This window comes from Bradyrhizobium sp. (assembly GCF_016219575.1).
Classification (GTDB): domain Bacteria; phylum Pseudomonadota; class Alphaproteobacteria; order Rhizobiales; family Xanthobacteraceae; genus Bradyrhizobium.
In genome coordinates this window covers 178,193-192,195 of the sequence record NZ_JACRMG010000029.1, presented here as the reverse complement: position 1 = coordinate 192,195, position 14,003 = coordinate 178,193, and the positions used below count along the sequence as shown (strand labels likewise).

At 64.7% G+C, this 14,003-nt stretch carries 14 protein-coding genes and 1 other RNA gene; 4 read left to right on the top strand and 11 right to left on the bottom strand.

Annotation, left to right across the window (positions count from 1 at the left end):
- Positions 1-184: 184 nt before the first annotated feature.
- Complete coding sequence (gene miaA, locus HZB49_RS23515) at positions 185-1,141, bottom strand: tRNA (adenosine(37)-N6)-dimethylallyltransferase MiaA (RefSeq protein WP_291615672.1); 957 nt, start codon at positions 1,139-1,141, stop codon at positions 185-187.
- Between miaA and serB the strand changes: the two genes are divergently transcribed.
- Positions 1,119-2,012 carry a phosphoserine phosphatase SerB gene (serB, locus tag HZB49_RS23510; protein WP_291615670.1) on the top strand — a complete coding sequence of 298 codons (894 nt, stop codon included), beginning with the start codon at positions 1,119-1,121 and terminating at the stop codon, positions 2,010-2,012. The two genes, miaA and serB, sit on opposite strands and share 23 nt — an antisense overlap.
- Before the next feature lie 132 nt (positions 2,013-2,144).
- Here serB and HZB49_RS23505 read toward each other — a convergent pair whose 3' ends face one another.
- The 10 genes from HZB49_RS23505 to HZB49_RS23460 all read right to left on the bottom strand — a co-directional run bounded on the left by HZB49_RS23505 (position 2,145) and on the right by HZB49_RS23460 (position 11,303).
- Positions 2,145-3,662 (bottom strand): Do family serine endopeptidase, encoded by a 1,518-nt coding sequence (locus HZB49_RS23505; RefSeq protein ID WP_291615668.1) that lies wholly within the window; start codon positions 3,660-3,662, stop codon positions 2,145-2,147.
- Between the two features lie 133 nt (positions 3,663-3,795).
- Complete coding sequence (locus tag HZB49_RS23500) at positions 3,796-3,996, bottom strand: DUF2065 domain-containing protein (RefSeq protein WP_291615666.1); 201 nt, start codon at positions 3,994-3,996, stop codon at positions 3,796-3,798.
- Positions 3,997-4,076: 80 nt separating this feature from the next.
- A complete protein-coding gene (locus HZB49_RS23495) occupies positions 4,077-4,976 on the bottom strand; it encodes a protease modulator HflC (RefSeq protein ID WP_291615664.1) in 900 nt (299 codons plus the stop codon).
- Positions 4,973-6,127 (bottom strand): FtsH protease activity modulator HflK, encoded by a 1,155-nt coding sequence (gene hflK / locus HZB49_RS23490; protein ID WP_291615662.1) that lies wholly within the window; start codon positions 6,125-6,127, stop codon positions 4,973-4,975. Before hflK ends, HZB49_RS23495 begins: the two co-directional genes overlap by 4 nt.
- A 162-nt stretch (positions 6,128-6,289) precedes the next feature.
- Positions 6,290-6,820 (bottom strand): dihydrofolate reductase, encoded by a 531-nt coding sequence (locus HZB49_RS23485; protein ID WP_291615660.1) that lies wholly within the window; start codon positions 6,818-6,820, stop codon positions 6,290-6,292.
- 2 nt (positions 6,821-6,822) lie between these two features.
- Entirely contained in the window at positions 6,823-7,617 is a 795-nt protein-coding gene (locus HZB49_RS23480; protein WP_291615658.1) for a thymidylate synthase, read from the bottom strand.
- 171 nt (positions 7,618-7,788) lie between these two features.
- Positions 7,789-8,769: a tripartite tricarboxylate transporter substrate binding protein BugD gene (locus HZB49_RS23475; RefSeq protein ID WP_291615656.1), complete on the bottom strand. Its 981-nt coding sequence runs from the start codon at positions 8,767-8,769 to the stop codon at positions 7,789-7,791.
- A gap of 119 nt (positions 8,770-8,888) precedes the next feature.
- Complete coding sequence (locus HZB49_RS23470) at positions 8,889-10,454, bottom strand: tripartite tricarboxylate transporter permease (protein WP_291615654.1); 1,566 nt, start codon at positions 10,452-10,454, stop codon at positions 8,889-8,891.
- 7 nt (positions 10,455-10,461) lie between these two features.
- Complete coding sequence (locus tag HZB49_RS23465; protein ID WP_291615652.1) at positions 10,462-10,962, bottom strand: tripartite tricarboxylate transporter TctB family protein; 501 nt, start codon at positions 10,960-10,962, stop codon at positions 10,462-10,464.
- An 83-nt stretch (positions 10,963-11,045) separates the two neighbouring features.
- Positions 11,046-11,303: a hypothetical protein gene (locus HZB49_RS23460; protein ID WP_291615650.1), complete on the bottom strand. Its 258-nt coding sequence runs from the start codon at positions 11,301-11,303 to the stop codon at positions 11,046-11,048.
- Between the two features lie 79 nt (positions 11,304-11,382).
- On the opposite strand from HZB49_RS23460, the gene ssrA reads away from it, so the two are divergent.
- The 3 genes from ssrA to fumC all read left to right on the top strand — a co-directional run bounded on the left by ssrA (position 11,383) and on the right by fumC (position 13,874).
- Positions 11,383-11,739, top strand: a transfer-messenger RNA (tmRNA) gene (ssrA, locus tag HZB49_RS23455).
- Between the two features lie 157 nt (positions 11,740-11,896).
- Complete coding sequence (locus HZB49_RS23450; RefSeq protein ID WP_291615648.1) at positions 11,897-12,403, top strand: ClpXP protease specificity-enhancing factor SspB; 507 nt, start codon at positions 11,897-11,899, stop codon at positions 12,401-12,403.
- Positions 12,404-12,464: 61 nt separating this feature from the next.
- Positions 12,465-13,874, top strand: coding sequence for a class II fumarate hydratase (fumC, locus tag HZB49_RS23445; protein WP_291615647.1), 1,410 nt, complete (start codon positions 12,465-12,467; stop codon positions 13,872-13,874).
- Positions 13,875-14,003: the final 129 nt, after the last annotated feature.

Sequence of the window (14,003 nt, the reverse complement as noted above, 5' to 3'; positions counted from 1 at the left end):
ACGATAAGGAGTTTGGCAATAATATTGCGCATTTGCCCGCTCAGGCTTCCCAAAGGTTGCGCGAACATAGCCACCCTGCCCCGAATGTCAAGGCAATGGCGCCCTTCCGCGCGATTTCCGGCAGGTTAGCGGGCTTTTCGGCGTTCGGCGAGCGCGAAATTGCTGCAACGGCACAGATCAGGCGTCATGGCTGGCCTGCGCGAGTCTCCAGCCAGCCCCGCGCCGCTTCAGGGGCCACCCATTCGAACTCCGGCAGCTGGTGCCGGAACCAGGTGAACTGCCGCTTGGCGTATTGCCGGGTCTCGGTGCGGCCGAACTCGGCGGCCTCGGCGCGCGTGACCTCGCCCCTTATGTGCCGGATCAGCACCGGCACGCCGTGGGCCTTCATGGCCGGCAGCAGCGGATCGAGTTGGCGCGCCGCCAGCGCTGCAACCTCCTCGATCGCGCCGGACGCCAGCATCGCGTCGAAGCGCGCATCGATCCGCGCATAGAGCGCGTCACGCTCGGGCGCGAGGAACAGCGCGGAAAATTCTCCTGGCGGCAGCAGCGGCGGCAGGCCCTCGCGGTGCCAGTCCGGCAGCGCGCGGCCCGTGGCCTCGATCACTTCGAGCGCCCGCGCAATCCGGGTGCGGTCGCGCGGCTTCAGCCGTTCGGCGGAGACGGGGTCGCGGCGCGCGAGTTCCGCATGCAGCGCCTCGACGCCATCGCGTTCCAGCCGCGCACGCACGTTCTCGCGCACCTCCGGCGGAATGGGCGGCACCGCCGACAAGCCCCGCGTCAGCGCCTTGAAATAGAGACCGGAGCCGCCGACGAAGATCGGCAGCTTGTCCTGCGCACGCGCTTCTTCCAGCGCCTTTGCCGCGTCGGCGATCCAGGCGCCGGCTGAGAAATTGACGGCGGCATCGACATGGCCGTAGAGCCGGTGCGGCACCCGCGCCTCTTCCTCCACCGTCGGCCGCGCGGTGATGATGCGCAGATCGCGATAGACCTGCATGGAATCGGCGTTGATGACGACACCGCCGGTTTTTTGCGCAAGATCGAGCGCCAGCGCCGACTTGCCGCTGGCGGTCGGCCCTGCGATAAGCACGGCCTTGCTCAACCCGTGAAAACCCGCCTGCATGTCCCTCGTCGCCACCCTCATCTGCAATCCCGCCAATCCCGCGCTCGACAGCACCGTCGTCGACGGCGCGCTCGCCGTGCTGCCCTCGCCCGGCGAGGCCGAGTGGCTGTTCAACGAGGTCGCGGTCGATATCCCCTTTTCCGGCAGCGAGGACATCAAGGCGATGGAAGCCCGCCTGCGCCAGGCGCGCGGCGACCTGCCGATCGACATTGTCGTGCAGCCGATAGCGACGCGGCGCAAGAAGCTTTTTCTGGCCGACATGGATTCCACCATGATCGGCCAGGAGTGCATCGACGAGCTGGCCGACTTTGCAGGACTCAAGGCCCATGTCGCCGGGATCACCGAACGCGCCATGCGCGGCGAGATCGAGTTCGAGCCGGCGCTGCGCGAGCGCGTGGCGCTGCTCAAGGGCATGCCGGTTACGGTCGTGGATGAAGTCCTGAAGAAGCGCATCACGCCGACGCCCGGCGGCCGTGCGCTGGTCATGACCATGCGCGCCCATGGCGCCTATACCTGCCTGATCTCCGGCGGCTTCACGCTGTTCACCAACGCGGTGGCGGCGCAGATCGGCTTCCAGGAGAACCGCGCCAACGAGCTGATCGTCAGCGACGGCAAGTTTTCCGGCGAGGTGAAGGAGCCAATCCTCGGCCGCGCAGCGAAACTGCAGACGTTGATTGATCTGACGGAATCCTTCGATCTCGACGATATCGACACGCTCGTCACCGGCGACGGCGCCAACGATCTCGGCATGATACAGAACGCGGGACTGGGCGTGGCCTATCACGCCAAGCCGGCGGTCGCCGCCGCCGCCGCCGCGCGGATCGACTTCGGTGATCTAACGGCGCTGCTCTACGCGCAGGGCTATCGGCGGGACGAGTTCGTGGAAGAGTGACTTTTCGTCGTCCCGGCGTAGGCCGGGACCCATAACCACCAACATCAGTTGCCTAGAAAAGCCGTCGACCACCGCCTGTAATCAGCACGGCCGCGGCGTATGGGTCCCGGCCTGCGCCGGGACGACAAACTGCTACTGCACGCTCAGCGCCACGAAGCGCAGGTCGCCGTCGCCGTTGGCGACCAGGAGCAGCACGCTCTTCTTGCCGTCCTTCTTGACCTGGTCGACGCGCTTCTTGACGTCGGCGGCGTTGGCGACGGCTTCCTGCGCCACCTCGACGATGACGTCGCCGGCGGAGAGCCGCTTCTCGGCGGCATCGGAGGCGTTGTCGACGCCGGTGATGATGACGCCCTTGACGCTGTCCTTGACCTTGTACTTCGTGCGCAGATCCTTGCTCAGCGTCGCGAGATCGAGGCCGAGCGCCTTTTGCGTCACCGGCTTCTCGGCCGGCTCTTCCTTGGTCTTGGCGGCGGCTTCCTTGGCCTTGTCGGTGTCCTCGAGGCGGCCGAGCGTCACCTTGCGGGTCTCTTCCTTGCCCTTGCGGATGATGACGACGTCGACATCCTTGCCGACCGCGGTGTCGGCGACCACGCGCGAGAGATCCTTGGGATCCTTGATGTCCTTGCCGTCGAAGCGGATCACGACGTCGCCGGGCTCGATGCCGGCGGGTTTTGCCGGGCCCTTGTCGTCGATGCCGGCCACCAGCGCGCCTCGCGGCGGCTTGATGTTGAGGCTCTCGGCAATCTCGTCGGTGACCTGCTGGATGCGCACGCCGAGCCAGCCACGGCGCAGCTCGCCGAATTTCTGCAACTGGTCGACCACGACGGCGACCGTCTTCGACGGCACGGCAAAGCCGAGACCGATCGAGCCGCCGGTCGGCGAGATGATCAGCGTGTTGACGCCGACGACCTCGCCTTCAAGGTTGAACAGCGGACCGCCGGAATTGCCGCGGTTGATGGAGGCGTCGGTCTGGATGTAGTTGTCATACGGCCCCTGGCTGATGTCGCGGTTGCGCGCCGAGACGATGCCAGCCGTCACCGAGCCGCCGAGGCTGAAGGGGTTGCCGATCGCAATCACCCATTCGCCCAGCCGCAGCTTGTCGGAGTCGCCGAACTTCACCGCGACCAGCGGCTTGGTCGGCTTGAACTTCAGCACCGCCAGGTCGGTCTTCTTGTCGACGCCGACCAGCTCGGCCTTGATCTTGCTGCCGTCGTTGAGGATGACGTTGATCTCGTCGGCATCCGCAATGACGTGGTTGTTGGTGACGACGACGCCTGCGGTGTCGATGATGAAGCCGGAGCCGAGCGAATTGGTCTTGCGCGGCTGGAACTCGCGGTTGCCCTCGCCGCCCTTGCTGCCCGGGCCGCGGCGGTTCTTGAAGAAGTCGTCGAAGAATTCCTCGAAGGGCGAGCCCGGCGGCACTTGCGGCATGGCGCCGCCGCCACCGCCTCCGCCACCACCCTTGACCTCGACGGTCTGCGAGGTCGAGATGTTGACGACGGCGTCGATCACCTTCTCGGCGATATCGGCGATCCCGTCGGGGCCGCGCGCGAGAGCGGGCACTGAGGCCACGACACTTGCGGCGCCAATCGTCATCGCGGCCGCAAGACGGCGCAGGCGACGGCTGAGGGCGGGTCGGGCACCGGTCATGTCGGTTTCTCTCCAGGCAAGTCGGGAACGAATATCTGATAACACTGCGCCCGAACCGGGCCGCGGTGCAAGCATTTGAGGCAGGCAATCCGGCGAAAACCCGGCCTGTTTCGCCTCACGTTTGCGTTGGCTCTTACCGCCGCACCAGCCAGATCAGGACCAGGCCGGCGACCGCCGACGCGATACCCACGATGCGCAAGATGTTGTCGGGCGTCTCCAGCGCGCTCTTCATCGCTCTGCGCATGAAGGCGGGGCCTGCGGCGAACAGGATGCCTTCCAGCACGAGCAGGATTCCGACGCCGATGAGGAAGTCGACGAACGCAAGGGACCTCATCGGACCTCAGCCTCCCGAAACGGTTTTGTTGTTATGTGGCCGAGGGGCGAAGCGGAACCGCTCGCCCCTCGTCTGCAATCCTACTGCTTCGGCGCCGCCGCGCCGTCGATCTTGCCCGAAGCGCTGCCGAAGAAGCGGAAGAAATCCGAATCCGGCCGCAGCAGGAAGCGGGTATCGTTGGAGCGCAGCCCCTTCTCATAGGCTGACATCGAGCGGTAGAAGGCGAAGAAGTCCGGATCCCTGCCATAGGCTTCGGCAAACAGGCGGTTGCGTTCGGCATCGCCGGTGCCGCGGACCTGCTCGGAGATCGAGTTGGCGTCCGCGATGATGACGGTTGCCTCACGATCCGCCTTCGACCTGATCTCCTGTGCCTTCTGGCCGCCCTGGGCGCGGAACTCGGCGGCCTCGCGCTGACGCTCGGTCTGCATGCGCTGATACACCGCCTGGCTGTTGGCATCGGGCAAATCGGCCCGGCGGATACGGACGTCGACCACCTCGATGCCATAACCTTCGGCCTCGCGGTCGAGCTGGTTGCGGATCTTGGCCATCAACCCTTCGCGTTCGTCGCGCACCACCGCAATGAAGGTGACTTCGCCGAGCACGCGGCGCAGTGCCGCATTGAGCAGCGTCGTCAGCTGCAGATTGGCTGCCGGGATCGAGCCGACGCTCTGATAGAAGCGCAGGGCATCCTTGATCCGGTAGCGGGCGAAAGCGTCGACCACCAGCCGCTTCTGGTCGGAAGCGATCACCTCCTGCGACGGATTTTCCAGGTCGAGGATGCGCTTGTCGATGCTGATGACGGTGTCGATGAACGGCGCCTTGAAGTTCAGGCCCGGCTGCGACACCACGTCGACGGGCCGGCCGAGCCGGACCACCAGCGCCTGTTCGGTCTGCTGCACTGTGAAGAGCGAGCTGTAGCCGACGATCACGAGCAGGAACAGCAGGATCAGCGTGACGATACCTGTAACCGGGGATCTCATCGCGCACCTCCTCCCTGCTGCTGGCCCGTCGCCGCCGGTTGCGCCGGTTGCGCCGGACGAGGCGGGCTCAACTCGCTGAGGGGCAGATAGGGCACGATGCTCGATCCGGACGGTCCGCCGTCATAGACGAGCTTCTGCGCGGGGCCGAGGACGCGCTCCATGGTCTCCAGATAGATGCGTTGCCGCGTCACGTCCTTGGCCTTGGCGTATTCGTCATACACCTTGTTGAAGCGCGCGCTCTGGCCCTTGGCTTCCGCGATCGCCTGCTCCTTGTAGCCTTCGGCCACCTGCAGGATCTGCGCGGCGCGGCCGCGGGCGTCGGGCACCACGCGGTTGGCATAGGTCTGCGCCTCGTTCTGCAGACGCTCGAGGTCGGCACGCGCCGCCTGCACGTCGCGGAACGCTTCGATCACCTGCGCCGGCGGGTCGACCTTCTGCATCTGCACCTGCGTGATCTGGACACCTGAGCCGTAGGAATCGAGCACCTTCTGCATCAATTCCTGCACGCTCTGCTCGATGGTGTTGCGCGCGCCGGTGAGGATCGGCTGAATCGGGGAACGGCCGATCACCTCGCGCATAGCGCTCTCGGCCACCGCCTTCACGGTGCCTTCCGGGTTCTGGATGTTGAAAAGGAAATTGCCGACGCCGTCCGGCTTGATGCGCCACAGCACGGTGAAGTCGACGTCGACGATGTTCTCGTCGCCGGTGAGCATCAGGCTCTCCTCCGGCACGTCGCGCATGGTGCGGCCGCGGCGCGCCGCGTCCTCGATGAGGGTCATGCCGATGGAGATGGTGGAGACGCGCAACGCCTTCGGCAGCTGCACGGTCTCGATCGGATAGGGCAGATGATAATTGAGGCCCGGCTGCACGGTGCGCACATGCTTGCCGAAGCGCAAGACCACGCCGAGCTCTTCGGACTGCACGCGGAAGAACCCGGAAAGGCCCCAGATCGCCAGTGCACCGACCAGGATCAGCGCGATGCCCATGCCGCTGAGATGGCCGCCGGGCAGCAGCTGCTGCATCTTGTCCTGGCCACGGCGCAGCAGGTCTTCAAGGTCCGGCGGCCGCGGCCCGACCGACTGCGGACCCTGACCCCATGGTCCTTTCGGACCCGAGCCCCAGGGGCCCCCGCCTTGATTTTTCCACGGCATTCGAACCTCTCCTCCGCGGGGCCAGCCCGGCACTGGGCCGCCCGCCTCGCAAACTCAGCCCGGCTTTATAGGGGACCGCCAAGACCCTTACAACGCGCCGCCTGCCCTTCAAGCAGCTAGGCTTGGGGTGGGAAAAGTCAATGTAAACATTGGCTAGCGCAGTTAACGTGATCCGCGCCGACGATATGTCACATAGGAAAAGTCGACGCTGTCGTCCGGACCGGCCGGATTGCGGAGCCGCGAGACTTCCTCCCATGCGAGGGGATCGATGGCGGCAAGGCGCGTATCGCCCTCAGGGCGGGCGTGCACCTCGGTGACGTCGAGCCGGTCGGCCGCCGCCATCCATTGCGCGTAGATTTCCGCGCCGCCGATCACGGCAATTTCGCCGGTGGAACGCCGCAGCGCATCGCCCAGCGCGACCGCCCGGGCGTTCTCGAACGAATTGGTGACGACGGCCCCTGCCGCCCGATAATCCCGGTCGCGCGTGACGACGATGTTGGTGCGCCCCGGCAGCGGCCGGCGCAACGACTCGAAGGTCTTGCGCCCCATCACCACCGGCTTGTTCAGCGTGATCGCCTTCAAGCGCTGCTGGTCGGTTTTCAGCCGCCAGGGAATGGCGCCGCCGGCGCCGATCACGCCGTTCTCGGCGACCGCGACGATGAGGACGATCTGCGGGCGCACAACGGCCGTCACGGTCACACCGCGACCTCGGCCTTGATGTGCGGATGCGGGTCGTAGTTCTCGAGCGCGAAATCCTCGTAGCGGAAGGAGAAGATGTCCTTCACGCCGGGATTGATCTTCATGGCCGGCAGCGTCCTGGTCGGGCGCGTCAGTTGCAGCCGCGCCTGCTCTAGATGGTTGGAATAGAGATGAGCATCGCCCAGCGAATGCACGAAGTCGCCCGCCTTCAATCCCGTGACCTGCGCCACCATCATGGTGAGCAGCGCATAGGAAGCGATGTTGAAGGGAACGCCGAGGAAGACGTCGGCCGAGCGCTGATAGAGCTGGCAGGACAGCTTGCCGTTGGCGACGTAGAACTGGAACAGGCAATGACAGGGCGGCAGCGCCATCCTGTCGACTTCGGCGGGATTCCACGCACTGACGATCAGCCGGCGCGAATCCGGATTGCGCCTGATCATGTCGACGACATTGGAAATCTGGTCGATGTGACGGCCGTCGGGCGCCGGCCACGAACGCCATTGCGAGCCGTAGACCGGGCCGAGATCGCCATTGGCGTCGGCCCACTCGTCCCAGATGGTGACGCCGTTGTCCTTCAGATACTTGATGTTGGTGTCGCCCTTGAGGAACCACAACAGCTCATGCACGATCGCCTTCAGCGGCAACCGCTTGGTGGTCAGCATCGGAAAACCCGACTGCAGGTTGAAGCGCATCTGGTGGCCGAAGATCGACAGCGTGCCGGTGCCGGTGCGATCGTGCTTCTCCACGCCGTCGGCGAGGATGCGTTCGAGCAGGTCGTGATACTGGTTCATGGCGTCGGATCGGGTCTTTGCGGGGACGGCGAAATGTAGCGGCCGGGCCGGCGCCTCGACAGGCCGACTCGGCTCCACTCACCCATTATACAGGGAAATGTTGCTCCACCGCTGCAACGGCAAGGGGGCGGAACCTGCGTTCCGCCCCCTTCGCTCGTCAGCCTAAACCGCTCAATTCGTTGCGGGTTTGAGCACCGATGACCACTTGGCGACCTCGTTCTTCACCAGCGTCCCCAGCGCCTGCGGGGTGCGGTCGGCGGGCGCCGGAATGACGCTGCCGAGGTCGAGCAGGCGCTTCTTGACGTTCTCGTCGTCCAGCGCCTTGGCGGCCGTGGCGTTGAGCTTGGCAATGATTTCCGGCGAGGTGCCCTTGGGGGCGAAGATCGCGTTCCAGGCCTGCGCCTGGAAGGCCGGCAGGCCCGCTTCCGTCGTGGTCGGCACGTTCGGCAGCGACGGATTGCGCTCCGGCGTCGCGATCGCATAGGCCTTGATGGTGCCGCCGTTGATCTGCGGCACCGCGTTGACGATCTGGTCGCACATGTAGTCGACCTGACCCGCGACCAGCGCGTTCATCGCAGGCCCCGTGCCGTTGAAGGGCACGCCGACCGGCTTGATCCCAAGCACCGAGTTGAGCAGCTCGCACGAGACATGCGACACCGAGCCGATGCCGGCATGGGCAGCGTTGACCTTGTCCGCATTGGCTTTCACGTAAGCCACGAATTCCTTCAGATCCTTCGGCGGAAAATCCTTGCGCGCCAGAATCAGGATCGGCGTACCCGCAAGCAGCGCAACGGGCTCAAAATCCTTCTCCGGGTGGTAGGCCAGCTTGGGATAGAGCGGCACCGACGCGGCGTGGGTGCCCATATGCCCGGTGATCAGCGTATAGCCGTCATTGGTGGCGCGCGCCGCGCGCGTCGTTGCGGTCGTGCCGCCGGCGCCGACCACGTTTTCGATGATGATGCTCTGCCCGAGGGCCGGCGCCATCTGGCCGGTGACGATGCGCGCGATCACGTCGGTCGGGCCGCCCGCCGCGAACGGCACGATCATGGTGATGTTGCGGGTCGGGTAGGTTTGCGCCTGCGCGGTCGATGCGCCGAGCGAGATGGCAGCAGCCAGACTTGCGTGCGCGAGTGCGCGACCATACCAGTTCATTCGATCTCTCCGAAAAAGCCCGTTCACAAAGGAAATGCCGGCCCCTACGGGCCGGCATCGTCATTTCACCAAATCGACGCAGAAGTCGATTGGAACGCCCTGCGGCGCCACGCCGCAGGTCAGTTCTCCGACTCCACGAACACCTCGTCGCGCTTCTTGCGAAGCGATGGCAATACCGCCAGCACCAGCAGAGTGGCGGCGATCAGCATCAGGACGGCCGACAGCGGGCGGGTGATGAACACCGACCAGTCGCCGCGCGAGATCAGGAGCGCGCGCCGCAGGTTTTCTTCCATCAGCGGCCCCAGCACCATGCCGAGCAGCAGCGGCGCCGGCTCGAAATCGTGCTTGATCAGCCAATAGCCGACGATCCCAAAGGCGCCGGCGAGCATGACGTCGACCGGTGCGTTGTTCACCGAGTAGATGCCGATCGAACAGAAGATCACGATGGACGGGAACATCAGGCGATACGGGACGCGCAGCAGGCGCACCCAGATGCCCACCAGCGGCAGGTTGATGACCAGCAGCATGAGGTTGCCGACCCACATCGAGGCGATCATGCCCCACACCAGCTCCGGCTGCTTCTGCATCACCTGCGGACCCGGCACGATGCCGTGAATGGTCATGGCGCCGACCATCAGCGCCATCACCGCATTCGGCGGAATGCCGAGCGTCAGCAGCGGAATGAACGAGGTCTGCGCCGCTGCGTTGTTGGCACTTTCGGGCGCCGCAACGCCCTCGATCGCGCCGCGGCCGAACCGCGACGGAGTCCTCGAGATCTTTTTCTCCAGCGTGTAGGCCGCGAAGGACGCGATCACGGCGCCGCCGCCCGGCAGAATACCGAGGATCGATCCGAGCACGGTGCCGCGCAGGACCGCCGGCGTGGAGTCCTTCAGGTCCTTTGCCGTCGGCATCAGGCCGGAGACCTTTTGCTGAACCAGCTCGCGATCGCTTTCGCCGCCGGTATCGAGATTGCGGATGATCTCCGCAAAGCCGAACAGGCCCATCGCCACGGTGGCGAAGCCGAGACCGTCGGCCAGTTCGGGAATGTTGAAGGCCATGCGCGATGCGCCGGTTTCGATGTCGGATCCCACCATCGACAGCAGCAGACCCAGCACGATCATCGCGATCGCCTTCAGCACCGAGCCCTTGGCCAGCACGACCGCAAAGATCAGGCCGAGCACCATCAGCGAGAAATACTCGGCAGGTCCGAACGCCAGCGCGACCCTGGTGAGCGGGGCGCCCAGCACGGCGATCAGCACGGTCGCCACGCAGCCGGCGAAGAACGATCCAATCGCCGCGATCGCCAGCGCCGGGCCGGCGCGGCCCTGCTTGGCCATCTGGAAACCGTCCAGCGCGGTGACCACCGAGCCAGCCTCACCGGGAATGTTGACCAGGATCGACGTGGTCGAGCCGCCATACTGCGCGCCGTAATAGATGCCGGCCAGCATGATCAGCGCGCCCACCGGCGGCAGGCCGAAGGTGATCGGAAGCAGCATGGCCACGGTGGCGATGGTGCCGATGCCCGGCAGCACGCCCACCAGCGTGCCGACCAGCGCGCCGATCAGACAGAGCAGAATGTTGACGGGAATCGGGATCGACATCCCGCCAAGAAAGGCAGGCGACCACTGTACGAGATTGAAAACGACACCGAAGCCGAGCCCGAGATTTGAAAACAGATCGCCCATGGTGCCCTCAACGGATCAGGAAAGTCGGCAGCAACTGCAAAGGCAGGCCGAGCGCGTAAGGGAACAGGAGACTGCAGAACGCTGTCAGGCAGGCACCGACGATGACCGTTTCTGTCCACCGCGTCTCCGCGGATCCGCAGGCCGCGATCAGAAAGCTCGTCATGGCGGCGAATATCATTCCCATCGGACGGATCGTGAGGGCGAACGACAGGATCGCGAGCGTTACGAACAGGGGACCGCGCCAGTGATATTTCGCAAGGTGGGCGCCCTCGCTCAAAACGCCGACGGCGGCGATGGCGGCGCCCAGCCCCAGCAGCAGTACGGAAAACATCCGCGGCGCCGTCCCGGCCCCGAACGAGAAGCCGTGCATGCCCTGCAGGTCGCGCGATGCCCATAGCGCAAACAGCGCAAGCGCCACCAGCGCGAGACCGCCGATGAAGTCCTGAGGCCCCTTGATCCATGTCGGCAAAATGGACTTGCCTTCCTCCTGGACCGGCTTGTTACTCATTACACTCCCTCCCCCGAGAAGGCTTACCGCCCATTCTGCTTGGTCTCTTGGTGTTGTCCCAAGAGCCTTGCTAGCGATTTTCATCAGACAACGCCAGCGAAACCAAAAAACCCCCGGCCGCCAATATCCAGAACGGACCACCAGCGTTGCTGCGCCAATTCGAGGCAGAGCCGCCCTCCGGCTCCGGTCGGCGGTTTGCGGCGCAGCGCCCGGACCGGGACGCCGCCGAAGCCGGCAAGCGACATCCTGGCGAAGGCAAACGACAACTCGGCCGGGCCGGGCGGATTGGGCGCGGGCAGCTCCGGTTCGGGATCGGCGGCCGGCGCGGAATCGGGCGGCATGGCCAAGAATCCAGAACGGCCGTTCCAGGGCGGCCAAGCCCTGCCCCGGGAGCTCATGACCCGAAAGCGTGGTTTTCCGGCACTGTTTTTCTCAACCTTTGGCCCCTATATTGAGGGTGCCGGCTTGCCGGCTATGGAAATAAATGGCCGTCGCAATAAACCATTCGGACCCGGGGGCAGTACCCGGCGCCTCCACCCAAGCCCGTCTCGAGAGGCGGGTTTCGGCGGGGGCGAAACAGGATCGACGAGGGCGTAAAGGGCGTGTTTTTTCCCGGTATTGTTCCGCCGTTATCGGGCTACTGCTATAGTTGCCAACGACAACTATGCTCCGGTTGCTCAGGCTGCGTAACGCAGTTTGAAAGACCACTCTAAAGTCCTGACGGGTTAAGCTCCGTCAGGCGGGGTTCGGAGGCACCTGGCAACAGAAGCCTCCACTTTCATTTACTCCATTGCCTCACCGAGAAGCGCGCAACTGCCCCAAATTCCGCCCTCCTCGCCTGCTGACCTCCGCGTGCGGCCGGGGTACCATAATGGCCCAAGGGCGAGTCGGGAGACCGGCGAGCCCGATTGTTTGATGAGCTGCAAGGACTGCCATGGCGACCGATCACATCCGATATGACGTGCTGGCGCGGGACGCGCTGCGCGGGGTGCTCCGTCGCGTGCTGAGCGATGCCGCCGAGCACGGATTGCCGGGCGAGCATCACTTCTTCATCACCTTCCTGTCGAAGGCCGACGGCGTGAAGCTGTCGCCGCGGCTGCTCGCGCAATATCCGGAGGAGATGACGATCATCCTGCAGCATCAGTTCTGGGACCTGGTGGTGACGGAAGATCGTTTCGAGGTCGGATTGTCGTTCGGCGGCATCCCCGAGCGGCTGGTGGTTCCCTTTGCCGCCATCAAGAGCTTCTTCGATCCCTCAGTGCAGTTCGGCCTGCAGTTCGAGCCGCAGGAGGCCCTTGAGGCGCCGGCGGCAAAACTGCCGGCCGTACCTCCCGCACCTGCCCTTCCCGCGACGACCGCCGAGCCTGCGGCCGCGGAAGAGCCGCAGGCCGGCAACGAAGGCGCGACCGTGGTGCGCTTCGACCGCTTCCGCAAGAAATAGTCGGCGCGCCTTCTGCGGGTTAAACTGAACGTCCTGCCCTCTCGCGCATCGGACGTTCCTCATGGCCCGCTCTTCCAGATCGACATCCACCCGCACCGAGACCGACAGCTTCGGGCCGATCGAGGTTCCCTCCGATCGCTATTGGGGCGCGCAGACGCAACGCTCGCGGCAGAACTTTCGCATCGGCACCGACCGCATGCCGATCGCGATCGTGCATGCGCTCGGCATCGTCAAGCTCGCTTCCGCCGAGACCAACCGCGAGCTCGGCCTGCTCGATGCGCGGCGCTCCGGCGCAATCGTCCGCGCCGCACGTGAGGTGATCGAGGGCAAGCTCGACGATCATTTTCCGCTGGTGGTCTGGCAGACCGGTTCCGGCACCCAGACCAACATGAATCTCAACGAGGTGATCGCCAACCGCGCCAACGTACTGCTCGGCGGCAAGCTCGGCGCCAAGGAGCCGGTGCATCCCAACGATCACGTCAACATGAGCCAGTCGTCGAACGATTCGTTCCCGACCGCGATGCATATCGCCGCCGCCCGCAACATCCTCGCCGATCTCATTCCCGCGCTGGATGAATTGCGCCGCGAGCTGCGGCGGAAAGAGAAGGCATTTTCCAGGATCGTGAAGATCGGCCGTACCCATACCCAGGATGCGACGCCGCTGACGCTGGGCCAGGAATTTTCCGGCTATGCCGCGCAGGTCGAGAGCGGGCTGGCGCGGCTGCGTGTCGCAGTGAAGGAATTATTTCCGCTGGCGCAGGGCGGCACGGCGGTCGGCACCGGCCTCAACTCGAAACCGAAATTCGCGAAGTCCTTTGCGCGGCATGTCGCTGCAATCACCAGGCTGCCGTTCACCAGCGCACCGAACAAGTTCGAGGCGCTGGCCTCCAACGACGCCTATGTCTCCGTGCATGGCACGATCAACGCGGTCGCAACCGGCCTGTTCAAGATTGCCAACGACATCCGCCTGCTCGGCTCCGGCCCGCGCTCCGGCCTCGGCGAACTGATATTGCCGGAAAACGAGCCCGGCTCGTCGATCATGCCCGGCAAGGTCAACCCGACGCAGTGCGAGGCGATGACCATGGTCTGCTGCCAGGTGTTCGGCAATCACACCGCCATCACGGTGGGCGGCAGCCAGGGCCATTTCGAGCTCAACGTGTACAAACCGCTTTTGGCATATTGTATGATACATTCCATTCAATTGCTGGCCGACGCGGCACGCTCATTCACCGAGAACTGCGTGAAGGGAATACGCGCCGACGAAAAACGCATCCGCGACTTAATGCAGCGGTCTCTGATGCTGGTGACGGCGCTTGCGCCGAAGATCGGCTACGACAATGCCGCGAAGGTCGCCAAGGAAGCGCATGCGCGCGGCACCACGCTGAAGGAAGAAGCCTTGCGGCTTGGCCTTGTAACGGCAAAGGAATTTGACCGTCTTGTACAGCCGAACAAAATGATTCATCCGGGCTGATGCCCCCACTGCCGTGCACGTCTGCGTATGGCGAAGGCTTGTTATTATTATGATTCATAACATCTCACTCATGCGTGCTTGAGCACAAAAAATTTCGTTTTCGCAGAGCGAAATTCAGTTATTGGTGCT

Bases quoted from the DNA above. Each gene is read 5' to 3' on its own strand.
- miaA (WP_291615672.1), bottom strand. From the start codon at position 1,141: ATGAGGGTGGCGACGAGGGACATGCAGGCGGGTTTTCACGGGTTGAGC.
- serB (WP_291615670.1), top strand. From the start codon at position 1,119: ATGTCCCTCGTCGCCACCCTCATCTGCAATCCCGCCAATCCCGCGCTC.
- HZB49_RS23475 (WP_291615656.1), bottom strand. From the start codon at position 8,769: ATGAACTGGTATGGTCGCGCACTCGCGCACGCAAGTCTGGCTGCTGCC.
- HZB49_RS23480 (WP_291615658.1), bottom strand. From the start codon at position 7,617: ATGAACCAGTATCACGACCTGCTCGAACGCATCCTCGCCGACGGCGTG.
- HZB49_RS23505 (WP_291615668.1), bottom strand. From the start codon at position 3,662: ATGACCGGTGCCCGACCCGCCCTCAGCCGTCGCCTGCGCCGTCTTGCG.
- HZB49_RS23465 (WP_291615652.1), bottom strand. From the start codon at position 10,962: ATGAGTAACAAGCCGGTCCAGGAGGAAGGCAAGTCCATTTTGCCGACA.
- HZB49_RS23450 (WP_291615648.1), top strand. From the start codon at position 11,897: ATGGCGACCGATCACATCCGATATGACGTGCTGGCGCGGGACGCGCTG.
- fumC (WP_291615647.1), top strand. From the start codon at position 12,465: ATGGCCCGCTCTTCCAGATCGACATCCACCCGCACCGAGACCGACAGC.
- HZB49_RS23470 (WP_291615654.1), bottom strand. From the start codon at position 10,454: ATGGGCGATCTGTTTTCAAATCTCGGGCTCGGCTTCGGTGTCGTTTTC.
- hflK (WP_291615662.1), bottom strand. From the start codon at position 6,127: ATGCCGTGGAAAAATCAAGGCGGGGGCCCCTGGGGCTCGGGTCCGAAA.
- HZB49_RS23460 (WP_291615650.1), bottom strand. From the start codon at position 11,303: ATGCCGCCCGATTCCGCGCCGGCCGCCGATCCCGAACCGGAGCTGCCC.
- HZB49_RS23495 (WP_291615664.1), bottom strand. From the start codon at position 4,976: ATGAGATCCCCGGTTACAGGTATCGTCACGCTGATCCTGCTGTTCCTG.
- HZB49_RS23500 (WP_291615666.1), bottom strand. From the start codon at position 3,996: ATGAGGTCCCTTGCGTTCGTCGACTTCCTCATCGGCGTCGGAATCCTG.